25 protein-coding genes are annotated in these 24,304 nt (G+C 45.1%); 20 read left to right on the top strand and 5 right to left on the bottom strand.

All coding sequences use genetic code 11. From position 1 onward, the window contains the following. Positions 1-186: 186 nt before the first annotated feature. On the bottom strand, positions 187-2,628 hold the full coding sequence (locus ACZ5R2_RS23855) for a hypothetical protein (protein WP_464900694.1): 2,442 nt from the start codon (positions 2,626-2,628) through the stop codon (positions 187-189). A gap of 360 nt (positions 2,629-2,988) precedes the next feature. Between ACZ5R2_RS23855 and ACZ5R2_RS23850 the strand changes: the two genes are divergently transcribed. The 3 genes from ACZ5R2_RS23850 (at position 2,989) to ACZ5R2_RS23840 (ending at position 5,527) form a co-directional block, all read left to right on the top strand. After that, positions 2,989-3,243, top strand: coding sequence for a hypothetical protein (locus tag ACZ5R2_RS23850; protein WP_464900693.1), 255 nt, complete (start codon positions 2,989-2,991; stop codon positions 3,241-3,243). Positions 3,244-3,261: 18 nt separating this feature from the next. Then, entirely contained in the window at positions 3,262-4,749 is a 1,488-nt protein-coding gene (locus ACZ5R2_RS23845; protein ID WP_464900692.1) for a hypothetical protein, read from the top strand. A 166-nt stretch (positions 4,750-4,915) separates the two neighbouring features. Then, the gene (locus tag ACZ5R2_RS23840; RefSeq protein WP_464900691.1) at positions 4,916-5,527 is read left to right on the top strand and encodes a hypothetical protein; all 612 of its coding nucleotides are present in this window, start codon (positions 4,916-4,918) and stop codon (positions 5,525-5,527) included. Between the two features lie 169 nt (positions 5,528-5,696). On the opposite strand, the gene ACZ5R2_RS23835 is transcribed toward ACZ5R2_RS23840, so the two are convergent. Further along, positions 5,697-5,978, bottom strand: coding sequence for a hypothetical protein (locus ACZ5R2_RS23835; RefSeq protein ID WP_464900690.1), 282 nt, complete (start codon positions 5,976-5,978; stop codon positions 5,697-5,699). Between the two features lie 494 nt (positions 5,979-6,472). Beyond that, positions 6,473-7,291, bottom strand: coding sequence for a hypothetical protein (locus ACZ5R2_RS23830; protein WP_464900689.1), 819 nt, complete (start codon positions 7,289-7,291; stop codon positions 6,473-6,475). Positions 7,292-7,435: 144 nt separating this feature from the next. Between ACZ5R2_RS23830 and ACZ5R2_RS23825 the strand changes: the two genes are divergently transcribed. Beyond that, entirely contained in the window at positions 7,436-8,092 is a 657-nt protein-coding gene (locus ACZ5R2_RS23825) for a hypothetical protein (RefSeq protein ID WP_464900688.1), read from the top strand. A 482-nt stretch (positions 8,093-8,574) separates the two neighbouring features. Then, positions 8,575-8,859 carry a hypothetical protein gene (locus ACZ5R2_RS23820; protein ID WP_464900687.1) on the top strand — a complete coding sequence of 95 codons (285 nt, stop codon included), beginning with the start codon at positions 8,575-8,577 and terminating at the stop codon, positions 8,857-8,859. 115 nt (positions 8,860-8,974) lie between these two features. Here the strand turns inward: ACZ5R2_RS23820 and ACZ5R2_RS23815 are convergent, their stop codons facing one another. Continuing rightward, complete coding sequence (locus ACZ5R2_RS23815) at positions 8,975-9,352, bottom strand: hypothetical protein (protein ID WP_464900686.1); 378 nt, start codon at positions 9,350-9,352, stop codon at positions 8,975-8,977. Between the two features lie 551 nt (positions 9,353-9,903). Here ACZ5R2_RS23815 and ACZ5R2_RS23810 point away from each other — a divergent pair. From ACZ5R2_RS23810 to ACZ5R2_RS23785, 6 genes are all read left to right on the top strand, one after another. Next, the gene (locus ACZ5R2_RS23810; protein WP_464900685.1) at positions 9,904-10,389 is read left to right on the top strand and encodes a Fe3+-citrate ABC transporter substrate-binding protein; all 486 of its coding nucleotides are present in this window, start codon (positions 9,904-9,906) and stop codon (positions 10,387-10,389) included. A 153-nt stretch (positions 10,390-10,542) separates the two neighbouring features. Continuing rightward, complete coding sequence (locus tag ACZ5R2_RS23805) at positions 10,543-11,070, top strand: hypothetical protein (RefSeq protein ID WP_464900684.1); 528 nt, start codon at positions 10,543-10,545, stop codon at positions 11,068-11,070. Further along, positions 11,070-11,396, top strand: a complete 327-nt coding sequence (locus tag ACZ5R2_RS23800; RefSeq protein ID WP_464900683.1) for a hypothetical protein — start codon at positions 11,070-11,072, stop codon at positions 11,394-11,396. The genes ACZ5R2_RS23805 and ACZ5R2_RS23800 overlap by 1 nt, the downstream gene beginning before the upstream one ends. A 17-nt stretch (positions 11,397-11,413) precedes the next feature. Then, complete coding sequence (locus tag ACZ5R2_RS23795; protein ID WP_464900682.1) at positions 11,414-12,280, top strand: 3'-5' exonuclease; 867 nt, start codon at positions 11,414-11,416, stop codon at positions 12,278-12,280. Positions 12,281-12,565: 285 nt separating this feature from the next. Next, the gene (locus ACZ5R2_RS23790) at positions 12,566-14,122 is read left to right on the top strand and encodes an Lcl C-terminal domain-containing protein (RefSeq protein WP_464900681.1); all 1,557 of its coding nucleotides are present in this window, start codon (positions 12,566-12,568) and stop codon (positions 14,120-14,122) included. Then, entirely contained in the window at positions 14,122-14,673 is a 552-nt protein-coding gene (locus tag ACZ5R2_RS23785) for an Lcl C-terminal domain-containing protein (RefSeq protein ID WP_464900680.1), read from the top strand. Before ACZ5R2_RS23790 ends, ACZ5R2_RS23785 begins: the two co-directional genes overlap by 1 nt. Positions 14,674-14,920: 247 nt before the next feature. Here the strand turns inward: ACZ5R2_RS23785 and ACZ5R2_RS23780 are convergent, their stop codons facing one another. After that, positions 14,921-15,514, bottom strand: coding sequence for a hypothetical protein (locus ACZ5R2_RS23780; RefSeq protein WP_464900679.1), 594 nt, complete (start codon positions 15,512-15,514; stop codon positions 14,921-14,923). Between the two features lie 415 nt (positions 15,515-15,929). Here ACZ5R2_RS23780 and ACZ5R2_RS23775 point away from each other — a divergent pair, with 415 nt between their 5' ends. The 9 genes from ACZ5R2_RS23775 to ACZ5R2_RS23735 all read left to right on the top strand — a co-directional run bounded on the left by ACZ5R2_RS23775 (position 15,930) and on the right by ACZ5R2_RS23735 (position 24,211). Beyond that, positions 15,930-16,400 carry a hypothetical protein gene (locus tag ACZ5R2_RS23775; protein WP_464900678.1) on the top strand — a complete coding sequence of 157 codons (471 nt, stop codon included), beginning with the start codon at positions 15,930-15,932 and terminating at the stop codon, positions 16,398-16,400. Between the two features lie 13 nt (positions 16,401-16,413). Continuing rightward, positions 16,414-16,911 (top strand): hypothetical protein, encoded by a 498-nt coding sequence (locus tag ACZ5R2_RS23770; RefSeq protein ID WP_464900677.1) that lies wholly within the window; start codon positions 16,414-16,416, stop codon positions 16,909-16,911. A 12-nt stretch (positions 16,912-16,923) separates the two neighbouring features. Further along, complete coding sequence (locus ACZ5R2_RS23765; RefSeq protein WP_464900676.1) at positions 16,924-17,820, top strand: DNA replication terminus site-binding protein; 897 nt, start codon at positions 16,924-16,926, stop codon at positions 17,818-17,820. After that, positions 17,813-18,301 (top strand): hypothetical protein, encoded by a 489-nt coding sequence (locus tag ACZ5R2_RS23760; protein WP_464900675.1) that lies wholly within the window; start codon positions 17,813-17,815, stop codon positions 18,299-18,301. Before ACZ5R2_RS23765 ends, ACZ5R2_RS23760 begins: the two co-directional genes overlap by 8 nt. Before the next feature lie 50 nt (positions 18,302-18,351). Beyond that, a complete protein-coding gene (locus ACZ5R2_RS23755; RefSeq protein ID WP_464900674.1) occupies positions 18,352-18,651 on the top strand; it encodes a hypothetical protein in 300 nt (99 codons plus the stop codon). Positions 18,652-18,656: 5 nt separating this feature from the next. Next, a complete protein-coding gene (locus ACZ5R2_RS23750) occupies positions 18,657-19,274 on the top strand; it encodes a hypothetical protein (protein ID WP_464919477.1) in 618 nt (205 codons plus the stop codon). Between the two features lie 87 nt (positions 19,275-19,361). Next, complete coding sequence (locus ACZ5R2_RS23745; RefSeq protein ID WP_464900672.1) at positions 19,362-20,795, top strand: hypothetical protein; 1,434 nt, start codon at positions 19,362-19,364, stop codon at positions 20,793-20,795. An 11-nt stretch (positions 20,796-20,806) separates the two neighbouring features. Continuing rightward, entirely contained in the window at positions 20,807-21,547 is a 741-nt protein-coding gene (locus ACZ5R2_RS23740; protein ID WP_464900671.1) for a hypothetical protein, read from the top strand. A 117-nt stretch (positions 21,548-21,664) separates the two neighbouring features. After that, complete coding sequence (locus ACZ5R2_RS23735) at positions 21,665-24,211, top strand: Ig-like domain-containing protein (protein ID WP_464900670.1); 2,547 nt, start codon at positions 21,665-21,667, stop codon at positions 24,209-24,211. Positions 24,212-24,304: the final 93 nt, after the last annotated feature.

Here is a 24,304-nt window from a genome sequence, read left to right as displayed (position 1 = left end):
GTTGGGATAGCTCGGCCAGAGTAGAAACTCTGCCGAGCCTGACACCATAGTGGTCGATGGTGTTGATTACTCTAATGATGCAACGTTAGGATGTCAACAATGTGTGCGCTTAATACTGAGATCCCAAATAGATACGAGATAAGTTGGCTTTGGCCCCGGAATATACCGTTTTAGTTATGACTTAATTTATAACCTTGGCGGTGGCAGAAATACGAACTCAATTTGTTCCGGCTCGAAGCCAATTGAAGACGCCCAATCAGGCAATTTCTCGGCACTAACAAAAAAACTATCTCCAAAGGTCGCATCTGATGTCCATCCATCAACTACCTCCTTCGACTCATCAACCTTTCGTGCCTTTTCAAAGTTGTAGTACGCGCCCATATTGTTGATCATCACTATCGTTTCATGAAATGGTTTACCTGCTAGGTCAAAGGCACCAATAAAGCTCAAAGGCGCTAGTACATTCGGAGCTGTGTCTATGGTGTCGATATCATGAATGATAGTATTTTCTGTCAGCACTGACTGTTCAAAAGATCGATATATCGTTTCGAATGCCATTTCATCTAAAAGGAGTTTGTTCGGCGTGGTAACTAAACTGAAGAAGAACGGGAGCTCGCCTTCATTAATCGAGATAAAGTTTTTTAAAAGCCCCTTGCAGCGTCGATATAGTTCAATTTCATTGATTTCAACTTGCGACCAAGTTTTGCCCTCAATATTAACTACCATGAGCAACAACGATTGGCGCACTGAACTCTCTCTTTGAACCGGCATGAGCGCCCGTTCTGATCGAAAAAAACTCAGATTACGAGGTCCAGTTGGATGCATCACAGTCATCTCTTGCCAACGAAGCTGAATATTATTCTTTTCGCAGAAATTTTTGATAGATGCATCAAGTTGCCACTCAACTGGGTCTTTATCACTGCCAGCGCCAAGAACCACAGCATACGAAACTTCGCAAACAAGTCTGCTCCCAGCAAAGAAGCCCACCGTTAAAACACTAGTCATACCACCATAGAGCTCCTGAAAATCAGTAACTTGACAAAAATCGACTCCTGCATCGATCAGGTCTGTTTCTTTTGTCACAAACACAGGCTGCGTGGCACTGAACAAGTCTGGGTCATCAGGTTTGACCAAATCATCGATATCCCAATGCTTAATCAGTTCGTGAAATGCATTGAATAGTGAAGGGGTAACAAGCATAAAGTCAGAATGGGCATAGTATGAGTCCGATTCCTGTTTTTCCATATGTACCCTAAAGCTCTCATCTGTCTCAATCTGTACATCAAATGTTGAAAAAAAGCCGTTAAACCAACGGCCTTTAAACTGCTTCTTATGGTCCAATACAGGGAGAATTGAGCAAACTGAGATATCAGGAAAGAGCTCTCTAATAAGTCCACCCTCGAAGTGATGGGAACTCGTACTAGCGGAGCCATAATCGCAACTAAAGCTCTCGTAGTGATTCATGGCCAAAGTTTGATTAGATTTGGTCAACATAAGAAAGCCGAAGTGGTATGGCTCACCGGTCATAGATAACGGCACAAGAGAAGATTTAATATTTCCCTTTGCTAACTCTTTTTTCACAATAGTTAAAGCTCTGCGGGTCGAGCAAAAGCCCGAGTTTTCAAATGTGAAAGACTGACCTCCATAAACAGAATCCAGAATAGATAGATCGTATGATTGACCAAAATAATCTTGGACAGCTTCGGTATCATCGGTGAAATCCAGCTCATCGAAGATCTCGCCTGTTTCATCGTCTGTGACCATGCTGTTTAGGCTATCAAAATCCACCGGCAAATAAACAGCTTCCCCAAGGCATGCCGTCTCCCAGGATGAGTCAGATTCAAGACAAAAATCATGATCAATAGCGCGTAAAAGCGATGAATCCAACAGTAGTTCATACCCTGGCTTCACTTCAATAGGCTCAGTCGTTTGTACTGCTATGGCTAGGCAGAATTTGGGGATCTGTATGTTCCAACTTTCCTCGGCCTCCTCAAGCATGACTGATGGTAGCAGGCTCAGACGATTGCTAGGTAGCTCCACCTTTATGCAAGGGAGATCGTCCACTTTTTCTGGCTGCCATTTACGAAGGCTAACCCAAAAGTCGGCAACATCCGCATAAAATTCTTCAGCCCATTGGTGGGATATCAACCGTGTTTTAAAGCCATCGAAATCAACGCCAAACCGCATGGAGAGCGCTTTAATAGTCTGACTAAAGTCATCGTAGGTAAACTGCTCACATTCTCCACAAGCACTACCATATGTCGTATACACACTAAATAGGCATAAAATGGTGTTTGTCTTTACTGGATTGACTTGAGCATTCAATCGTGGCTCTGCTGAGGTGATAATATCGAGTATGGTTCCCGTATTGCAGTCATCAATACCCTGGTCACTGAGTGGCTTTTGATGGACTGACTCAAGATGCTCAAATAACGTCTCAGGGTGAAGGCAAGAAACATCGAACGGTATACGCTTCAACATGTTCTGATACTTCACTCCAGATAGTAAGTAGGCAGATGCCTCTCGTGCCTTAGAGAGCTTAATAGGATAGTTGTAGCGGCTATCAAATGTATCTTTTAATGCAGCTGCAAATAAGTTGAATTTCGACTTGTCGGTAATTCTGATCATGTATCCAAAACCTCTTTTGATTGCCCCGCACCCAAGAGACAGAAATTTCGGACGACAAATTGTGTTACACGCTGAAAACGATATGGTTGTTGTCTATTGGCGGGTGCAGCAAGCAAGACAGCTCTATGTACAAAGCCAAGTTGACTTGTTACATACATCTCATCAAAATATAAACTGTTAAGCCACAATAGGCAAAATCTACCCTGTCACTGAGCCTCGATTTTCAGCTGAACTAAAGCATATGGCATCTGTCATCCCTGATGGAAGGTTGCTCGGCAAGGCAGTGGTTGAGGCAAATAGTCGAAGCCATCGGCCGATGCTAATATGGTCTGGGAAAATAATTAAAACTAGGAGGTCTTGGTGAAAGGAAAGGAAAAAAATCTGATTTCAGCGCGTGAGAAATTACTAGAGTTAGAGTTAGATCTGGCTAAAGCAAACGACTTGTATCAACGTGAGCGACGTGGCTTTTGTGATTATAATGGTGGCAGTATAAGGCAAGAAAATCTTCGTGAAAGGCGTTTGGAGGACTGCAAAGATGCAGTTAGGGCTGCAGAGAATGCGGTTGGAGCTCAAAAGCAACTGATCTCTCAGCTCGAGGCTCTCACGGAAGCATAAGGACGACTCCAAGGCACCATGGCAAGTCAGCATTCAGAATCTGATAAGATAATTCACTATCTATCCATACAGCAATGCAAACGAGCATTTTATAGCGATGCTTATGGTGTTGCTTTGTGTGCTGAGCCCATAGCGAATTATGAAGAGTACGACCTACAGCCGCTTCTTGCTATAGGCTTATTACATCAAGATTTACCTTTGGCGTGGATTAAGTATTGCGCAAAAGCGGCCCCGCAGTCTGTTACGAAGATTTTGAGTTCAGCGTGGTCACAAGAGCTCGCAAACCCATATGGCACGACAATTACTGGTAAGCCAGATGAACTAGTCATCGATAGAAGACTAGACAATGTCATGACCAAAGGGTTTTACCAATGGCTTGAAAGGGAGCAGATTGCTTATCGATTCTCAATCGGCAGCGACCGTAAGTTCACAGCCAAGTGCCGAAAGCTACAGGAATATCCAAATGTCTATCTCAAAGAGGGTTTGTACGAACTCGCAGACGAAGAACTTTTGTTTCCTGAGGCAGAGAAGTATCAACTCACTATTCCCTTACTCAACGAGTCACTAATTGGGCTTTCTGATATTAATTACGACGTAGATAAGAAGACTCGTGAAAATTTGGCGCGGCTCTACATAACCGAGAGACCTAAAGGCTCGTTCAACGAAAAGCCTATTGATCTCGATTTTGACTCCTTTTCTGCAGACTTAAAAATAATCACAAATAACTCAAACAACAATGTTTCGAGTCTCGGGTGGCGTAGTGCTTCTGCTGGGTCAGCACAAGACAAACCTGTTGAGTACTACCACTGCCACCACGGTTATTTGGTTACCAATTATGTGGAAAAGTCAGAGGAGGAAGCTTTTTACGACCAAGCGCTTGAACTCGAACCGATTTATGAGGACTTCGCTGAAGAGTTTGAGGCCCTTAGATTAGCCCTGATGTGTAGCTATCAAAAGTTTCCAAAATCCATGACCTTAGGAAATGAGTCAATTTCTCGTAACGAGATTGAGCTTGCCATCAATGCTGTGGTAAACAAAAATTTCTCAGAGCTTACTCATGAATTGGTGGACTACCTTCGCATTGTGATTGGTCTTAAGGAGGTAGAGTGTCCAGGTACCCTAAAGCCACAGGAGCTGAAATCATTCCGTCTACACATGCATTATGGCTACTCTTTTCATGTCAATAAGCTAAGTAGAAGAGAATTTAGGTTGCTTTGGGAGCGTATACAGCCGGGTTCCGATGATTACTACGAGATCGTCCCAGAGACAGCGAGTGCCATTGACCCTGCTTTTAGAATTGTGTTTAAAGGCTCGATGTTTTCAAGGTCTGCGTTTTACTTTAGTCGTGCCTGCGACGCGGCACTTGCTTTAAACCGACAGGACTATGGCTCTCGAACTACATTACAAGTATCAGATAAACAATATCAGCAAATATTAAGAGCCCTGTCTCTGGGTAGATTAGACCTGGCCACTGATCTAATCCATGAGCTCGAGTGGGACGCTTAATAATTTTCGCTTATTTGTTGCTACGTCATCTTTACCAAAGGCGGTGATGTAATTGGCCCGCTGGTGGTACGCGGCTGAAAAGTTACTAATAGTTCATGAAAAAAAAGAGCAATAATTTGTCAGCAACGTTGGTTTTGCCCAAATAGAAAGTAGTGAGGAACGATAGATGTTATGCCCAAAATGTAACTTAGAAGTGATTGGCACCGGTAACAAATGGGTCTGCCCTCATTGCGATACCACGACGTTAAGCATGGAAATCGAAGACAGGGGTTATGGTGTTGCCGCTGAGCATATTATTGGTAGTGACGGTTACCAAGCCCCCAAGAACCTGCAGCAAAGCTTGAAAATCGCTCTCAAGTACACCCTTACTACTAAGCCAAACCTCAAAAGAGACGTCAATCTAGCTGAATCGGTGGCATTCACCTTATCCAACGAGATTGATATCGCTGAGGGTTTAAGGGGTTACCCGGCCGTCCAACTGGCATTAGGGGATATTAATGAAGCACAAAAGCGCAGCATCCTAATGCATCCAATGATGAAGCGCATGCAGCAACTTAGCTCTTCAAACAGGCTAAAGCTTCAAGTGATTGACATTTCGAGTTCTTCTGGCAATGAGGTGATCGTCTGGTTCGATGGGTTTGGTTTAAAGGGCCTAGCCAAAGATACCGTTTCTGTATGGCAAGAATTTAGAAACTGGTTGAGCGCTGCTGCTAAGAATTCCGATCTGATAATCCAGGAACGCTTTGAGCAATACAATTATGAAAGGCATAGCTGTTAGGTCAAGAAAAAGGCACTTAAACGACTGAAGGTCATCACAGGCCCTCAGGCAATCGCCCAAGGGAATCGTAAAGAGCAAACACTGGGTCATAAGACACTCAGCACAGACAATGTAGTAGGGCAGGATGCAATCTACCCACTATGCATCTTGTTGCTTTAAGTGATTATCGTCAGACCGCATTGAGTACAAGATGGTAAGCTTTGCCAGCCTCTATCCACAGATTGCAGTCACTGCACCATTTACCCGGCTGTTCGTGCTCTTCATCAATATATCGACATTCACCGAGTTCAATCATGATTTTCCAAGCGCCATAGTCACCACATGTTTCAGCGTAGATGTCTTCAACTTCACCGTCATGCATAGTAACGACGACGTCACGCTCATAGGTTTGTTCAATAGGGCCACCGTCGACCATGTAGACTAGTGTCAGTTTACCTTTTCTTTGTGCCATATTTGCTTAGTTCCCGTAGTTCAAACAAAAAATCGAGCTCGCATCTTAGCGCCCAAGCCCCCTAAGTCAATGGCCTTTTTGATGCTCTTAGAGTCATGTTCAAAGGAGATGACGCGATTTTCAAGGAAGTTTTCAAAGGTAGCCAAAAGCTTCTTACTGTGGATTTACTTTCGATTTACAGTCGGATCGATACGCTAAAATAATCTTATCTGCGGATAAAAGCGATAAAGAGGTCGATTTGAGCCTGATATTCATAGCGTCAAAGAAATCTCTGTTTTGGGGATCGTGAGAACGCACCAAAACTGTTACAAAGAGGCAACGGGTGGTGATATTAGAGGCAACTGGTGGTGTTATGAAAGGACTGATTTCTAGGCAAAAAAAACGGATTTACAGTTACTTGACATAGATCACATTCGCGCGAGTGTTTGAGACAAAAGGGGGAGCCGTTTTTGACTGCAAGTCGTTGCTCCACCCTTAACAGGCACAGTCTATTTTTAAGTCACCAGTGCGCCTGCTTGAGCCGCTGGTCTATAAATCGTGACGGTTGTGATCGTCCAACGCAGGCACCCTAATTGAAGAAAGAGTACAGAAAGCGCCAATCGGAACCAGATGCCAGGTACCCCATTGTATGCTTTAGGTTCACTCACTTTGTAACCTGCTTCTGCTAGCACTTCTTTAAATTCATCCAATAATGTGTCGCTAGTTCTATGAAATAGGTGAGAGGTAAGCACAATTTTCTCCTCGTGAGGTTTGTATACAAAATACTGATCAAGCGTGTCTATGAGCTCTGTTCTCATGATGTTAACCAGAAGCTCCCGTGGCTCAATTTCCACCGGCTTGTTGCGGCGTTTAGCCCTTCGCAATGTCAGCAGCGTTTTGTTTAGAGGATTAGAGAGGTGCAACTCCGGTTTGTTCCAACGCCAAGTGATTCGAAAGTGGTTAATGTCAACGCTCGTCGTCACTAAATACGCATTTAACAGGATAAAGATTGGCATCGCGCCGAACGTAATTCCCAGACCAAATGAGTAGGTATAAGCGGTACCGTTAAATACGAAATAGAGCTGAAGCAGGCATAGCACCAGTAGACAGGAGAAGACAGAAAATAAACTGGCTGGCAATGCGTAACTTTTGAGTCGAGTGTCGATCGTTCTTAGACGGACAGTTATCTCGTGACAAACAAAGTAGAACTTGGCCGTGGTGACGATGGCCAGCAACCAAAAGCCAACCGTAAGCACCAAGTTGAGATCACGAAGATAGAATGCAAATAATGTGAGTTGACGTTCAATGCTAGTCAGAGCATGAAGTAGATCCATTGGAAATGGTGGCTCCTTTTATGAGAATGTTGGAGCAGAGTACACTAGAACACCGAAATAAGATTGATCGTAATTACAGAAAACTTGTTACCTGTTGGAAGATTGTATCATGGCGAAATCAACTGTTATAAAGGACTTAGACTCATGACTGCAAACCGCCTCCTTGATAATCTCTCACATAGAACGACACGTTACGAGGACAGCAAGCTAGTACAAACCCCGAGCTTCTATCAGTCAGAGGATGAAGTGCACCACGAGTTCATCACGTCTGCAAAAACGGCGATTTCACGCCGAGGGCCAAGTGCACCACCCAAACAGATAGCCAATGAATACGCTCACTTGCTTCGTGAAGGCTCGACGTTAAATCTCGGAAAAGGCAGAGATCAGTGGGATAGCGACTTACTCATTAACCACACGGGCCACTGTAATGATTACGATTTTTCTTACTGTCCAGACGTATCGGTTCTTACCGGCTCCTACAAGACGATTTATGCGGGCTTCGTCGTCAACGTGCTCACACCTTCAGCTAGGCATAAGCTCTGGACCACCCTGGCGAACTTGAGTTGTAGAAAAGATGGTCTGGTCATCGTCGCGGCGAGGTCCAACACTGACCGTGGCATTAAGGGCGTCAGGGAGTTTGACGGCTATCGAGTGAGAAAGCTGGGGTCATTCCAGAAAGGGTACTTCCTTTCCGAGTTAGAAAGTGAGGCGAAGCAATATTTTCGCTACAGTAAAGAGATATCTACGCGCGGCACCTTTCGCATCGCTATCTGTAGTAATGCTGCAGAGATACCAGTTTAAGTACCTTGCCCACCTTGATTGCCGTTACGTCAATCAAGGTGGGCGAGAGAAAATAGACGTGACAAGCACACTACAAGACAACTACTCGCGAACTCTGCCGGCTATGTTGACAATATACTCAGGTGCTCACGTTCATTCTTACCTCAGACAGCGCCTAGCGAACCGTGGAGACCTTCACACTACGCTTAATCATATCAAACAATTTAGTCTGTAGGGGTTACCAGAAAATAGCATTTGGACTATTCTGCGATCCTCTCAATAGAAGGAATAAATGATGAGTAGCGAACAAGTTTTCACTCAGTGCCAACGATGCAATGCATCGATACATGTAAAAGAGAAAATGGTAACACTCGTTATATCGACTGACTTTGTGGAGAGCATGGAGTGCGTTCAACCACTCAGCGCCAATGAAGTGGCCACGTGGTGCGAGACATGTGCCCCAATTGCCATCAAGACCATTACACAAAAAGCGATTAAAGAGAATGACGATTGATCTCACCTCATTTACGTTAGGTATCCTAACAGCAGGACTTTGTTTCTTGGTCGGGAGCAGCCTCTATCGATATCTGCTAACACGCAGCCAGGAAACGTCATCAATTAATGCAGCGAAGAATATCGTGGCATCGCATGGATACATGGTCCACCGATACTTTGCTGGGATTAATCAGCACCAACAGCTCGAGCTTAAAAATGCACTCAGCCAACTTGGCGATTCAGGTTATTTGATCACTGATGAAACTGGCAATTTAGTGGGTAAGGTAGCATAAAGCCGTCTATCAAGTGATGAAAAAGCCGCTGTCAATCGAGCCAAACTTACGGTCATCGAAGGGGGACAATCAAAGTAGAGAGGCAGACAGCGCTGCCTCTGTTCAAAGTAAATCTCTAAATCTTCAGCATGCACTGCTCTAATGACAATTCGCCGCGTGAGCGCAGAATAACATTTCCGAGTTTAACCAGATCCCGCAGCGCGAGGTCCGACAGCTTAATACCAATCTCCGCAAAGGGAGAAATATCACTCTCATAGGTCGACGTAACATTACCTCGAGTCAGTGCATTGCCGACAACTGCTAGCCAATGCGCTTGCGTCGTTGATAGACCGTCAAAGGGTAGCCCCTGATCGCGTATCATAGTGGCGACGGAATTAAGTACGACACCAGTTTGTGCGGCGAGTTTTACGATATTGTCGTTCGGCTTAGAGTCGAGATTATGTACGGGTTCTGCACCTTTTGGGGCGACAAAACAGGCATCTGCATTATTCATTATTACACCCTTGTGTGAGAGCGCTTTAAAGCGTCTGATTATCTTGCGAACTGTCGTGTGGAAGAGCGACATTTGATTGCGCGTCAGCGCGAGGTTTCCATTAAAGGATACTCATTTTGGCCGCAACTTTAAAGCGGTACCCACAGCAAAACAACCATCTCAAATCAAAAAGTGATTACATACCTCACGGTTCTAGTGGCTAACCCACCGCCGCCACCTCCCTACCAGAAAACAGGTCCTTTGCCGCCATAAGCAACGGCGTGTTGTTTTTGTCTTTTTTTTCTTATCTTTCTTATCTTTCTTCACGCGGGCCGGGCAATGGGAACGTGCGCTTGGTTGGGGTAGGGCAGCGATCGCCGGTGCACTCAATATTAACGGAGGAGGGGAATTGGCAAAGAAGCGAGGTCGCCGCGCGCGCCAGGTGCCGGCGTGGTGCGCGGATGGGTTTTGAAGGGGGGGGGCACCTTTAGGTATGTAATCATAACGTTGTGCTTATTGATCCAGTTGGATATAATTTCATTGTCTTTTTAAGGAAATGCAGTGAAGGACTCATGCCTAGATTTATCACAAAAGCCAAATCGAATAGCTATAAAATCTACATCACCGGACCGGATGGTAAGGTGTACAACAGAACGGTTGGGTTTACCAAAATAGGCAGTGAAGCAGGGCTACAGAAAGCACTTACCAAGCGCGAAAACCTAGGGCTTGAGCTTTGGGGTGAGTTTTGGCCCGCTCTTGTGAGCGATCCCAACTATCTGTATCGCCTGCCACGCACGATGGAGCCTTATTTACACCAAGAGACCGACTTCTTTGGTGATACGAGTTACCAATATCGAGCCTCATGGACTGTGATTGGGGATGACGGTAGCAAAATAACTCATGAATTAAAACGCCGCATCAGCAAAAAAAGAGACTCCAAGCAAGCCTACGCCGAAGCAAAAGCTGCACTCCTAGAAGCGCACGAAGATATCTTACCTGTTTTGCGATACATGAAAGCTCATGGCCACCCGCGGTTTGAGAACGTTGACCTCGGCTAGATGGTCGTGTTGCTTTGATAGAGATTGATCGTAATGACCCTAATTTTTAATTCACACCGACAGTGGTAACATGAACATCAGTTTTCTGACGAAACACTGTTTCTGATAGGGTGTTTCGTCGTGTGTACTTAAGGAAAGGTACTGAAGGTCGGTATGGAACAATTAGTCGCTGAGCTGAAAGAGTGGGGTATCAAACGTCAGTTGCCGGTTGGCAAGAAAATGGGCTCCAACATTTGGGTACACAAAGAGTACCTAGCTGAAATACTTGAACCGTTCATCTCTGAACCCTACCTCAACGCTGCACCTGCGGATTTTGAGTACAATATTGTTCGCTACGATTGCAAAGCAAAAAGCCTCTGTCTCATGCTCAGCCGCGACTTTGATGTGGCTCACGAGCCTACCATCACCGCGTCGGTGCTAATCAAGAAGTCAGGTGACAGCTATTACTGCGGTAAGATCAGACACTCACAAACCGTTTGGCACCATAAGTGGTTATTTGTAAAGCCTTCATATCACGGTGGCTGGTCTATTAAGGACTCGATGCGCCGAAGCTTAGAATGGAAAAGAGTGCTTGGTAACAACCGTTCACTATCGAGTCGGATTGGTCGGCGTAAATATTGGGACTTGTGGCTCGCCTCCAATAGTTTGACGCCTCGACTGCCAACAGAGAGTGCGGCGTAATGCATAAATTTCTTGTCATGATCACCAGTGGCACGATCCCAAAAGACATCAAGCACGATGGAACGTTAGTCGCTCCAAACTTAGATTATGTCTCGCTTAAAAAACGCAAACTGATCAACATTAAAGGCGAGCTAACGGAGCAGGTTGTTACACTGACCAAAACCGATGGACCTATTGAGCATGGCGTGATCTGGATGGTAGCATCAACCGAAGATGCATTGGCTACGCTTGAGAGCTACGGCGTGTATCCCTTTGATAGCTTGAGTGCCGCAAAACTGTTTGCCAAGCGCTTAGGGCTGACGGGTTACACGGTATTCCCGGTCTGAATGAGGAGGAAGGTTAGATGGAAACTGCGCTTGAGAAATACACCAAGTTAATTCCTGGCTTTGAGACAATGAGCTTCGAAGAGCGTCGTGAGCATGCTGCCAGTCTACGTGAAGAGCACTTTCATAATAAAACCACGCTCAAGGAGCTGTTCCGTGTAAAGCCGAAACCCGGCCAGATGAGTGAGTACTCATACAAAGGCTATTACAATGATGTGCCTTGCTTCAAACTGTCTCAGTGCGTGCCTATGCGCGCGCGCAGCACCAAACAGCGAAGTGATGCTCAAGTCGACTCATCGCGACGACTGGCTGAAAACAGTAAACGGCACTCAAAGCAAAACTTCGCCGCCCGTAGGGCTCAGAGATTGATTGAAAACGACACCGTTTTGATAGATTGCGAGACCACATCACTGACGGGCTTTGTGATCTCTATTGCTGCCATTTCGGCTAAAACAGGTAAAACGCTGCTTGATTCACTGGTCTATACATCAGAACCAATCGAGCTCGGGGCTTACGAGGTACATGGCCTTACTGAAAAAGATCTCATTGGTGCCCCTACATTTGATGTGGTGGCCGCTCAACTTCGAGATATCATTGGAGAACGGACATGGACTGCGTTCAATCGTGAATTTGATGAAGCTGCAATGCGCCGCTCGCTGCCGAAAGAGGCTCTCTCAGATCATACTTGGCTTGATAATTCAGCTCCGTGCATTATGTACGACATTTGTGCAGATTTTTTTGGATCGACCAACCGATATGGCTCAATTAGCCTCTCAGCAAGTGTTGAAGGTGCAGGTCTGCAATTTCAGGGCTCAAGCCACAATGCATTAGCTGATATCCAAAACACACAGCGTGTACTGGCCTATGTCGCCGAAAAAGCTCTCTGATTTACGCCCAGTTTGACCCATTTTATGTGATGTCCACGTGCTCAAATTTTTGCCATGTCGACATTACTGGTAGGCACTCTTCTGACAACAGCAGGATCTATGTAAGCAGGTTGCCTAGATCAGCGATAGATAAGTCGCTTTTGCCTTAAAGATCGATAAACCCGACTCTTTGTCTATGAGCAGACCTTCTTGACGAAAAAACACTCACTATTTAGACACTTATCAAGTATACTTTCCAACGAAACTTCAAAAAAACCTCTGCTAGATACTCCTTAAGGGACGATAATGAATACGAAACTCTCTGTTTTCGCGATTGCGATTGCAGCTGCTTTGACTGGGTGCAACAGCAGCGATGATGATTTCAAAGATCGCGATCCGATTGAGCCACCACCAGTTGAGCCACCAGCACCCACGGTCGTTGTAACACTTGCTCAAGATGCTAGTTCTAGCGAGCCTAGCAGCGGCACATCGCAAATGAAGGTGCGCCTTACTCTTGATTCAGCGACTGAGCAACCTACACCAATACATGTCAAAACAGAAGATGGTAGTGCAACGAGCAGCGGCCCGCACGCAATCTACAATGCCATCGACAGTGTGATGACCATTCCTGAAGGGACCCGTAGCTTCGATATCCCGGTAACGATAAGAAATAACAATACCTATGAGGGCTTAACTCAGTTCACGCTGCGTGTGGCCGAGCCCACTGACAGTGACATCAACATTGAATTTACTAACGATATCGCTCTGATCAGTATTTCAGATACAGACCGAATTCCAAAAATTGAGTTTGCTGATGACTTTCAGACTGTTGTGGAAGGCTCTAGCACTCTGCTTGAGCTCAACTTAAGCCACTATACGAGTAACGACGTTGAAGTACGCTTGAAACCAAGTGGAACTGCGTCAGATGCTGATTACACTATCGAAGCTGAAGACTTTACACTGACTATTCCTGCATTGTCGCTCACTACGAGCACTAGGATACATATCATCGATGATCAATTGCCCGAGGGTGGTGAGTCGCTGATTTTCAACTTCGATACCCTTGATGGCGCTGAGCCGGGTGATGTTGATGAATACACTATCTTTATTCCTGGTTACCTAGGATTAAATGACACTGGCTTTAATACGTACTTTGATGGCGTGAATTTTGACTCGACCAAGCCCAATCCGGAATACCCTAACCAAGATGCTGATTATGGATTTGACAACTCAGGAGAGCTAACTGCAGCTCATGCCGGATTCAAGTTCATAAAACTAGACAGCAATGGCAACACGCTGCCCGATACCGCGACTGACTTTACCTGCGTAAAAGATGTCCGTACCGGCCTCTTTATTGAAGCAAAACTACCGGGCAACTCATCACTATTTAGCTGGCAAAAAGCCAAGTCTATTTACAGTTGGTACGAATCAAATAAGACCATCAACGGAGGTGTAGCGGGTACAGAGGGGCATAGAATGGAACTCGATCCTGAAATGCCAGATTTTGCCTACTCATCAGAATGTCAATATTATCGACCAGCAGACGGCTCTAAGACGCCACAATACTGCAACACCGAAACATACATTGGAGCGCTAAACAGTGAATCTCTTTGTGGTGTTAATGACTGGAGAATGCCATCACCTGGTGAGCTCCGATCATTGTACAACTACGGGGTCAAGATTGATGAAGAAGCTGTCGACTATTTCCCGAACCTGAATGAAGCTGCGTACCTTCACTCAGGCTCGACAGCCCTGAATAACAAAGGATCGGCTTGGTGTCTTAATGTGAGCAAAGGTCAGATCCAGCTTTGTCACAAATCATTAGGTGCAGGCATCATCGCCGTCCGAAAGGGAGCTCAATAATGCTACGTAAACTTACAAGCTTACCCATTGTACTAGGCGCACTCGTCAGCACCGGTCTTGCTGCGCAAGAGTGTATTGATGACACCCCAGAGATCCATCCTAGAGGCCAATTCGTTGATCAGATGGATGGAACAATACTCGATGTTAGCAACGGCTTATATTGGAGTCGGTGCAACCTTGGTGAAACCTACAATGAAACAACTAACTCATGCGCAGGCACTCCTATATCGTTCAATGACTGGCAAAGTGCACTCATCGCCGCGGCCGATCCAGCGAATACAACCATTGGAGAGCATAGTGGGTTTCGGTTACCAAATATCAAAGAGCTTCAATCGTTAGTAGACTATCGGTGTATCTCGCCAGCCACCAGTATTGAGTTTTTCCCATCGGCGTTAAATGCACCCTATTGGTCGTCTACGCCCGATGCAAATGACGTGAATCCGTTGCCAGGATACGATGCCCTAATGATCGACTTCAAAGACGGTCAAGAGATGGAAAGTGCCTCTGCTGGCATCATTCTCGTTCGCCTGGTTAAGCACATATCAGAATAGATGATGAAAGGGCGACTCTATGGTTGCCCGATTTTATTTGAGGATATTCGATGATGATAATGACTCGTTCGTTAAGAACTCTACTCGCATTAAGCTGTGTTGTGTCTCTAGCGGCAGTATTTTCTATGACATATAAAAGCAACACTTTGGCGATAGCCAGTGCTTTTCAGGTTGAGCTACCAACGGTCACTGAAGTAGGTGAAAGAGTGCTATCACGACTTGAAGACTCGCTGAGGATCACATCCTTCTAAACCAGTAAGCCAATATTAGCAATTGGGTGGTAATCAGTACCAAATGCTTCCTCAATGGCTTCTAGTGTCGCCGGATCAAGATGCAGAACATATCGGTGGAGTGACGGGGCCGGGGCTTCACTCGCTTGATATTTCGCAAATAGCGAAGAAAAGAAACGCTCCGCGTTTTCCGTCTCAGCAATTGCATTAAAGAACAGAACACCAGGCACTTGACCTGCCGAAGTCGTGTCATCAGAAAGTGGTTCTTTCAGTAACGAAAATGAGTCCTCAGCGATGCTCGTTATCTGTTGTCCAATATCCCTCATGTAGACATCCTCAGCCGAACCATTAAATGCTTCGATCTCATTACTTCCATGGTGGTTGAAGAAGCTATCGATGCGGTTGTTATAGGCTGTCTTTTGCATGTAATTTGAACAAAGCTGCATAAACACGTCATGTTCAAATGGTCTTAACAAATCTCTTAAAATACCATATAAGTGAGAAAAAGTGATAGGGGAGAGTACCAGTTGGGCCGTTGGGTTTTTGGGGTATAAGATCAACGAAAAGGGGTATGAGTTTTTATTCTGTTCTATATTTGATTGCTCGGTCATTTTAAGGGCATCTTACCGGTTGACGAATTCGAGTCTTATTGTACAATTATCAACGTCAATCTTCCACTTGTTGAAATTCTCAGATTTATAACATCAGGCGATCTTGCACGCATGAACAACTAAATTCTGAATTTTTTGGCTTTAGCCTCTTTAGCGGAGGGCTTGTGGGGGCTTGGTTGGTTGACAGTCACGGACGGTTACGCAGACCATGTTATCGTGGCGGTTTTTCTGCTAGTTTTCCATAAAAAAACTAGCAAATTCCAACGAAACACTGTTTTCTCTCTCATTAGTGATGAACTCGCCATCACATTTTGCTCAGCCACCTTACCTACTTTGCCCAATCCTTGCTATATCTTCGGTGTTTAAGTGAACGGGATGTTACTATTGATCTACGTGAAGAACAAAAGCTGGCATAATGGATATTTATTACAACCGAATCGTTGGCGTGGGTAAGACGAAAAAGTACCATAAAGAACTCTACGTCATCAGAGATATTACATTTACCAACAAAGACCGAGAAAGTGATTCACTCTACTTCTTTGTAGTGAGTGATGGTATCCTAGCAACACTTAAAATGTGCTCTCATCTAGCAACGGATATAGCCGTTATATATCGGTCTGCCTATGGCGTGAAATATGTTAAGGCCATTATATTTGTGGACGATGAAGATGCCGAACAAGTGATAATTGATCAAAACTACCAGCCAATAGACAATAAGCGAATTGGCTTACTGGCAGTTTTGGCCGCCTTCGTTACTGTCCCAGTAGCAGCGTATATCGGTATGCATTTTGTTGCTCCTGCTGTTGGTATTACAGTCGCGTCACTCCTTCTCATTCAACGCAAATTGCTCAAGATCAAGGATGAGATAAAGTTCAGCAAACTATAGGATAATTTGGACAATGATTGAGATCCGCCGAGGAAAAATTGGTAGCTTTAGCGATAAAAGGCTTGAGAAAAGCATGGCTCATTATGGCGCGCTTGAACTAGGAGCGTCGATGCTAACTCGAGTAAATATGGACATCAATGTTGATGGATTGATGCAAGTTGGAGATGAAGTTGCTATTGCTTACACAACGAACAATGATCAGATTTACATTCACGCATTGAGCGTTAACGGTAAAATTCACGAGAGTAAGACGAACTACTCTCGAAAGGTGTTTGGTCAGTTCAATCTGTACGCCCTCGTTGGCTTCATCGCTGTATTTTTACTACCCATCGTCGCACCGGGGCTTATGGGCTTGTTTACCTCTTACGGTCAGTACCTCGTGCCCGTGTTCTTTTTGATCCCCTTCATTTCGGCGCTTGGTAGCAAAGGCCTGATAAAGAAAGCCGTGGCCCGGCTAACAGAGCTAGAAGCAGCTGAGCAGACTGAGGAATCCGAACAATTTGAAGGTTAGTAGAGGAATGGCATGGAAGCATCTGACTGGGCAGGCACAAAGGGACAAATTGAGGACAGACTGACTGAAATCGAGAACAAGATAAAGCAGTTAGTGAAGCTCACTCGAACAAACTACGTGAGCTGCCAAAGCTTTAAGCTTGTGGCTCACGACGGTAGACCGTTGCAGTTAAAGCCTGTCGACATCGATGAAGCGCTTGAGAACTATGGCTTTCAGCATGGCACCGACACTGCAAATATGCATCCAATTCGTATTATCGGCACTATCTTTGTGTCGTCTTCTGTAGAGAAGGAGGTGCGCGACTTAATCGATGATATCAACCATCTCAAAACCAAGTTTAAAGAGGATATTAACGAAAAGATCCCCTCGTATCATCAGCGCCAAAAAGCGATAAGAGAGGCCAATAATTCCGTCCTGCTCAAAAGCATATATCGAAGAGTCAACGCGGCGCCAGTTGATACCTACCGTATAAATTATGCGTGGTCGGATAAAGGCCTATCAGTTGACTATATCGAGAAAGAGGAAGCAGAGAAAATCGTCGAGGATAATGCAAAGCCTATCATGTGCCCAGACACCGGTGTTTTGATCAAGTCAGCCGACGATGTAGCAACCGACGATTTGAAACAGCTATACCTCGCCATAGGTGAGAAGTACGCGATTGTTAAGCATATAAAGCTTTTCCCTCAACAAAGTATCAACTATCTCAATGAATCTGGTAAACGGCAGCGTTATATCATCAAGGCCACATCACCATTGATCGTGTTCGTAGAGCATGGCGAATCGCCGCCTATCCATAAACTGCCCAAAGATCCGAAAGCTTTGCTCGATGATACGCATAATGGATTTATACCAGTTATCCCTGAGATCTACCTATTCAAAAAGAAAATAGGACAAGTGAGCCATGCGTGAATACGGCAAACAATTGACCATCTTTGGACCGACCTGCATGCAGTTGAGTGCTGTGAGGAACCCATCAGACGTACCTACATTGGCAGTCGAGCTCACTACTCTTGATGACGCAAAGCAAAATGCTTGGGGAAGCAAATTAGTTTTCCAGTGCGATCCACTTAGAGAGCTGCCCGTACTGTGTAAATACCTAATGTTCATCGGGGAGGTGCCACCAAAGCTAGTTCTCTCTCGACAAACCAAGGACAGCAAATCGCTTACAGTTAAGTGGCAAGAAACCAACTTGTATATTGGTATCTACCAGAACAATACACAACACCCAGATGAGGGTGGGGGGTATTCACGAACACTGGATCCAGACCAAGTCTTTATGCTTCGTTCACTCGCGCTGAGTCAACTTGCCAATATCTATGGAGTCACGGTTACTGAGTGTATGAAACTGCTCAAATATCCTCTTATGCCGGGTTTTCGCGGTGATCGCTAATTTCGTGCGGTAAGATAGCCAATATAAACAATAAAGAAGGACTACGAGTTATGACGATCTCAAACGTTAAACTTAATCATGACGAGCTTGGCTATGCTGTTGCTGAGGGTTTGCCAATCGGTTACGATGCACTTCACGCATACTTCAAGCAGGAAAAGTCAAAGACGACGATCATCAAACTAAGCGATGATGACCCTGAGCTATTTTTTGAGTGGGCCGTTCTCGACGCCAATGAGGAACCGGCACCGGTGAGCAAGTGGCAGACACCCTCGATTATCGATAGCGCACTTATAGCTATCTGCAAAGTCGATGAAGTTGGCCCCTGCGCCATCTACGTTTCGAATACTTGAGAACAATGCCACGGAGTGCTCTAGTTCAGTCTCTTTCGATGGTTTTAGCTTTCTATTCATTGCTCGGAGACCAAATAAATTGGTACATACTGGCGATTGCTGGCATTGTTGGCCTGATCGCCAGGCTCACTACTGAACCCACCCGAAGTAGAGCACATGAGCTCCTACAGTCTGAACAGTCCATAGATGGCGTTACGCTGCCATTAGACTCAACCCACCCGGCACCTAAGATAGTCAGTAATAAATACACTCCCAATCATGGCATTGCGGTACTGGATCTCGTCATACCATCCTCAAATCAGTTAGAACTAATCTTGATCCTTGAAGAAGCCATAGAGCTTAACCCTTCTATTCAACTTGTTATTGGGTCGAAAAGTCTCCGTCAGCTAAGCTCTATCGAGATCACGGAGCACTTATCAAATACCATCTCGACGCGTATCGTTGGTGTCCTACCAGAGCTCAATGATCTAGAGCTTGAGATCGCCATCTTTGAAACAGCATGCTGTCCACGCGCAGTCTACGTTCTCAGGAACTATTCCTCAATTCTCGATTGCAGCTATGACCTGGCAGTTGTTGGCACCACTAATAGAGCATCAATCATCACAAAACTCATCGATCTTTAAACAGAACGTTGTTGAGTTGTTGATCAGTTGTGTAGTAATCTGTGCTAGAAACTTCGATTTACCTTCCGCACAACGGAAACACTGAAAATGCAAAATTCTGCGATCTACATCCACTGTAGTTCAGGCCTTGCTGTGCACAAACACGGTCAAATGCTTAGAGCAAAAGTACTGAATTCATTGGACTTTGTACAAATTCAAAAGTTTGATTGTGCAAAACAAACAGCATCAAACTGCTTTGTCGTGATAATTGAGTACGACAGAGCACACCACCAGCGGATCGAACGTATCTGCAGAAGCCTTTTGCTAATCGATAACCCGCCAGTGATACTTATTGAGATCAAATCTCGTCTAACAAAAAACGAGTTAGTCCAGGCGAGTGAAATAGGCCCATATGAGCAGATCGCTTTCAGTTGTACAGTTGAGCAGTACCGTAAGCTCTTTAGAAGAGTCAAAAAACAGTGGTTTGAGCAGTATTATGCTACGCTCCCACCACCATTGGGTGCCGAGTACACGTCGAACGAGCTATTGAAACTGAAACCTTTCCTATTAAATCGTGTTGTCCGAATGTTACCTCTGCCGGCACTTATGACTCACATAGAAGATGCGCCTGGTTTAATCCAATCCCTAGCAAGTGACTTGCTGCTGAAGTTAGTAGATAGGCACCACTGCCAACCTGCACTTGCTGAGCTCAAAGAGCGTGGTGATTACCAACTGAGTACGACGAAGATAGGTGGCCGATTGCTCTTAAACGGTGAATTGACCGAACCTGACCTCGAAGAAGCGATCGACGACACAAAGCAAATCTTTGACACGACTCGCGATGATCCGGAAGTGGCTTCCAACCTAGTTCAATTACTCACACTTAACAATGATTACCCGGCTGCAGGTGACAGCATTTACACTCACCTTCGGTACTCTAAACCGCAAAACCGTATCACCAATGCGGCAAACATGGCATTGTCATTGACTAAGAGAGCCGTTGGCCATCCAAAGGAAATTGGCGACACGTTACGGGAGCAACAGAGCAAAATTAGCCCGTTGGTCAGCAGCAGAGAACGAGTACAATTGGAGGCGCTTGCCTGTGCGGTACTTGCTAAATCTGCCGCTCTCAACAACAGCCCGTTTCGAGCTCATTTCTATTCTCAGTCACTAATGGAAAATCTGCCGGAGCTTACCATCGATGGCCTTTATATTGCCCTTGAGACTCAAATCGCGATTGGCAATGTTCGTAACGTCAATATGATTGCTGATGCAATCCGCTCATGCAAAGAGGAAGGGCAGGTGGCACAGATCAACCAAAGCTCAATTAGAACCGCATACAAAGAGCTTGGTAGGGAGTTGGAGCAATTGAAAGACAACCTCAAAAAGTCCGATACTGGCCAGGCTTTGGCGATCGCCAGTCAGTATGGTGTACAATCAGATCTTGTCGGTTATGTCGGCGGATACCTCTATCGTAAAAAATCAACATGTAGTAGTTCTGCACTGAGACAATTCGCAAAAATCCATTCAGCAGCTAAATAGGAATAACAGCAATGATGAATCTCTTCACCTACCCGTTCAAGACTTCTGACCCCAAAACATTTATTGTGCTTTGGTCAAAGGGGCTTAAAGAACGTGGCATCTTGACCATGAAGGTGGAGTTTGATTGTAATGATCCAACGTTAATTGCAGAACTTGCTGCTATCCGACACTTATTATTCGAACGTAAGGTCTTCAACTGTGAAGTTCTTGATGGTGTAGGGATCAAATTGTACGTCGGCCGGGGCGCCATTAAAAAACTGTCACGCGCCAGTTCATCAAAGTCCGAGGTTTTCGGCTATGCTGCCTTTGTTCGAACTCGATTAGCAGGTGTTACCATAGAGGTCTGCAGGAAACCGAGTGAATTTTTACCTGAGCTTACCGATGACGTGAGTAAAGAAGATGTTACCGTGAGTTTCGATGAGTACTATCGTCCACATGAGCCATACGAAACTCCCGCGATGGGCACACTCTACATCACCTACCACGCCCTTGAAGCGTATATCGATAAAATCTCTACGGGTGACCCGAGAAGGCCTTTCAAATCGCTTGTGAAGCGTCTTAATAACCCAAAACTTGAACAAGTTCCACTGCCAGAACGAGTCCTCAAACATAAAGCTAGAAAATACGGACCGGATAAAACTGTAGAGGCGTGGAGCATGCCTCATGGTGATTTTACCTATCTGTGTGCGCTAGAAAATGGGAAGCGAACACTGGTCACCGTATTTGAAAATAAGAGCACAGTTAAGTACTAAGTCTGGCGATGTTACTCTTGCATAGATGTAGTGCCCTTGGTAACTTTTTAATTCAACAACTTATCCAACCGATATAACAAAAATCACCGACAACTCTTTAGTTTTTTGGGACACACTATGCGTAAAGTTTACCTAATGTTGGTCTGTGCTTTTTCTGCCCATTCAGAGATAGTTCAGCATCAATTTGAAGACCCTAGCGGTACAACAAAAGTTGTCATGCCAAGCAGTAACTCTGATTTTCCTCTCGGCACAACCTACCTAAATTCTGCAAAAAACCACTCTCTGCTGGCAAGCAGCGGCCTGAGTCGAAAAATCGAAGTAGAAATTACTCAAGACAATGGCAACTGGTCATACCGAGAGCTATCTGACGTTGTTCGCGTTGAAGATAGGTTGAGCGACCTTATGGGAAGAGAGTTCTACGGGAAAGAATTTACGGTACCAAGCAGCATCCCTGAGGGTAACCATGAAATAGTAAAGCGGATATATGACAACTACGATAATCTTATCTCGACTGATGTAGGTGAGTTAATAATTGATGTTACCGCACCCACTGTTGGGTCAATTAGTGCCAGTCCCGACCTTGGGTATGGCAGTGTTAGCGGCAACCTCATTGTCAACGGCGTACGATATATATCGACCGACCTCAATGGGGTCAAAGACAATGTTGATATTGAAAGCGTGCAGATCACAGCCAAGCATTTGGAGTCAGAAGAGATGTTTGGCCCTTTTAATGTCGATGTTGAGGGCGGTGTAGTCTCCATTGGTAAAGAGCCTTTTCAACGAAAGGGAGGTAACTATCAATTAGACTACCTCATCACTGATCTTGCCGGTAACCAAACGAACGTTAGCTATACTGTCTCGAACCAGGACATAGAGACGCCACCATTTGACATCGTTGCTATCAGAGATACAAAGCACCCTGACGTCGGTAAACATAATTTACCCTTTCCTGATGCAGAACAGTATGTCGAGTACAAGGAAGGGATGACGATCTATAGCAATCCGGTTTATATTGTCGCCCGGCTCGATAGAGATGAGCACAAAAAATACTCAGACCATGGTCTCGGCTATGCTGCCTACTGCGAAGCACTCAATTGTTTAGACGAAACCATACTGCATGAGCAGGGTAATGATGTTTATGTTCGATCTCGTCGAGAACGTGGAATCTTCGAAGGCCGTTCAGAGTGGCGCTCTGCCAATGCTGGCATGCACCTACGTACAGGTGAAATTGAAATCAAGTTTGACTCTAACACTCCAATTCCACCCAAACCCATTTCCAGAGGTCTATGGCGCGAAACCACTCAGCAGTGGGATGATACTTGGCAAATACGTGACCAAGCAGAGATTTTTGACAAGTTCCGAGTTGTCATGGAGCCAAGAGAGCATACCCAACGGATACGCGTGTCCACACCAAGATTGAATGCAGGGGCATACAATGGAGTTTCGACTACTTACAACGATTATTATCTAGAACCAGGAGAGACAGAACTAATTGTCGACAACCCTACATCGTTTAGTTGGAAAGAACTACAAGAGCTCGGTCATTCGCTAGAAGAAGAGCCCTGGAGAGTGACATTCCATGTTCAGACCTATATCAATGACACAACTCTGCGAGGCGAAGATTACCACGCATATTACGATGTAGATACGACACCAGCCGAGCTGACAAGCTATCACTACGATCAATCTACACAACAAGTCGTTGTCCGCGCTACCGAAACTAACACAACACCTCTTGGTCGCTCATTGCGTGCACCGAGCTGGCATCCTTCGTATCAGCTTACCAACATACAAGCAATTGACATTCATGGCATCAGCCATCCTCTTGCCCACGACAAAGAAGTTGAATTATCGAACTACATACGTGACTTCTATTTTTCAACAGCTGATCTGGCCGAGGGAGATTACGAGTCTATCGTGATCAACCTTGTAGATAATTTTCATAATGTTGCTGTGCATACAAAAGAGATGTCACTTACGGTGGATCGTTCTCCACCAGACATCGCATTGTCAGTCAATGGAGAAGACTTTATAGATGGCCAAGATGTTATCGGTCTTGAAAGCATAGAAATAACAATAACAGACGAAAACTATCCACGCGTTACGTCGATTGAAATGCAGGGCGGTCCAGTAGATGACCATGTCATGCTCAATTGGCTAGTGGAGAGTGACGATAGGCTAAAATATGTTGCAACGCTTGAGTACCCGCGAATATTTCCAAGCTTAGAGCCCGGCGAGGAATACACCTTAACCATAACGGCATCTGATGATTTTGGTAATGAACGTGTCAACGCTTATACGCTAGCCTACCAACCGGCAAACCTTGTCAGAGTCGAATCCATTTCGGTTTTCCCTATAGATAGCCTGTTAACCGATCGCGCGGATAACCCACTAAATGTCATTGTTTCTAACGAGCTGCGAACTGAACAGGGTGAACTCGCGAGTGGAGACCAGTCAGTCATGATTACACTCCGTTCTGATGCTAATTATCCCGTACACGTTATTGACAACACGATAACAGTAAGTCCAGGTGAAACAGTTGAATTTGTCTATAACATCAACAACAGTCAGGGAAAGCTCTATATACCTATCTTCTCTGCCGAAAATGGAGTACAGGGTGACTCTGAGTTTATGCTTTCAATACCATTGCTAGAGGCTAACTAAACTAGACTGCTTCCAGTAAAGTGAACAAATCCGGTTTGAAACGTACTTGCTTGGAAGAAGGAAGGGCGTGTGTCACTCATACAATAGTCGACT

The sequence above is a fragment of the Vibrio sabulosilitoris genome (genome assembly GCF_055391395.1).
This window is presented reverse-complemented; position numbering and strand designations above follow the sequence as displayed.

Excerpts from the sequence above, each read along its gene's own strand:
- ACZ5R2_RS23855 (WP_464900694.1), bottom strand. The coding sequence starts at position 2,628 with ATGATCAGAATTACCGACAAGTCGAAATTCAACTTATTTGCAGCTGCA.
- ACZ5R2_RS23845 (WP_464900692.1), top strand. The coding sequence starts at position 3,262 with ATGGCAAGTCAGCATTCAGAATCTGATAAGATAATTCACTATCTATCC.
- ACZ5R2_RS23840 (WP_464900691.1), top strand. The coding sequence starts at position 4,916 with ATGTTATGCCCAAAATGTAACTTAGAAGTGATTGGCACCGGTAACAAA.
- ACZ5R2_RS23835 (WP_464900690.1), bottom strand. The coding sequence starts at position 5,978 with ATGGCACAAAGAAAAGGTAAACTGACACTAGTCTACATGGTCGACGGT.
- ACZ5R2_RS23830 (WP_464900689.1), bottom strand. The coding sequence starts at position 7,291 with ATGGATCTACTTCATGCTCTGACTAGCATTGAACGTCAACTCACATTA.
- ACZ5R2_RS23825 (WP_464900688.1), top strand. The coding sequence starts at position 7,436 with ATGACTGCAAACCGCCTCCTTGATAATCTCTCACATAGAACGACACGT.
- ACZ5R2_RS23820 (WP_464900687.1), top strand. The coding sequence starts at position 8,575 with ATGACGATTGATCTCACCTCATTTACGTTAGGTATCCTAACAGCAGGA.
- ACZ5R2_RS23815 (WP_464900686.1), bottom strand. The coding sequence starts at position 9,352 with ATGAATAATGCAGATGCCTGTTTTGTCGCCCCAAAAGGTGCAGAACCC.
- ACZ5R2_RS23810 (WP_464900685.1), top strand. The coding sequence starts at position 9,904 with ATGCCTAGATTTATCACAAAAGCCAAATCGAATAGCTATAAAATCTAC.
- ACZ5R2_RS23805 (WP_464900684.1), top strand. The coding sequence starts at position 10,543 with ATGGAACAATTAGTCGCTGAGCTGAAAGAGTGGGGTATCAAACGTCAG.
- ACZ5R2_RS23800 (WP_464900683.1), top strand. The coding sequence starts at position 11,070 with ATGCATAAATTTCTTGTCATGATCACCAGTGGCACGATCCCAAAAGAC.
- ACZ5R2_RS23795 (WP_464900682.1), top strand. The coding sequence starts at position 11,414 with ATGGAAACTGCGCTTGAGAAATACACCAAGTTAATTCCTGGCTTTGAG.
- ACZ5R2_RS23790 (WP_464900681.1), top strand. The coding sequence starts at position 12,566 with ATGAATACGAAACTCTCTGTTTTCGCGATTGCGATTGCAGCTGCTTTG.
- ACZ5R2_RS23785 (WP_464900680.1), top strand. The coding sequence starts at position 14,122 with ATGCTACGTAAACTTACAAGCTTACCCATTGTACTAGGCGCACTCGTC.
- ACZ5R2_RS23780 (WP_464900679.1), bottom strand. The coding sequence starts at position 15,514 with ATGACCGAGCAATCAAATATAGAACAGAATAAAAACTCATACCCCTTT.
- ACZ5R2_RS23775 (WP_464900678.1), top strand. The coding sequence starts at position 15,930 with ATGGATATTTATTACAACCGAATCGTTGGCGTGGGTAAGACGAAAAAG.
- ACZ5R2_RS23770 (WP_464900677.1), top strand. The coding sequence starts at position 16,414 with ATGATTGAGATCCGCCGAGGAAAAATTGGTAGCTTTAGCGATAAAAGG.
- ACZ5R2_RS23765 (WP_464900676.1), top strand. The coding sequence starts at position 16,924 with ATGGAAGCATCTGACTGGGCAGGCACAAAGGGACAAATTGAGGACAGA.
- ACZ5R2_RS23760 (WP_464900675.1), top strand. The coding sequence starts at position 17,813 with ATGCGTGAATACGGCAAACAATTGACCATCTTTGGACCGACCTGCATG.
- ACZ5R2_RS23755 (WP_464900674.1), top strand. The coding sequence starts at position 18,352 with ATGACGATCTCAAACGTTAAACTTAATCATGACGAGCTTGGCTATGCT.
- ACZ5R2_RS23750 (WP_464919477.1), top strand. The coding sequence starts at position 18,657 with ATGCCACGGAGTGCTCTAGTTCAGTCTCTTTCGATGGTTTTAGCTTTC.
- ACZ5R2_RS23745 (WP_464900672.1), top strand. The coding sequence starts at position 19,362 with ATGCAAAATTCTGCGATCTACATCCACTGTAGTTCAGGCCTTGCTGTG.
- ACZ5R2_RS23740 (WP_464900671.1), top strand. The coding sequence starts at position 20,807 with ATGATGAATCTCTTCACCTACCCGTTCAAGACTTCTGACCCCAAAACA.
- ACZ5R2_RS23735 (WP_464900670.1), top strand. The coding sequence starts at position 21,665 with ATGCGTAAAGTTTACCTAATGTTGGTCTGTGCTTTTTCTGCCCATTCA.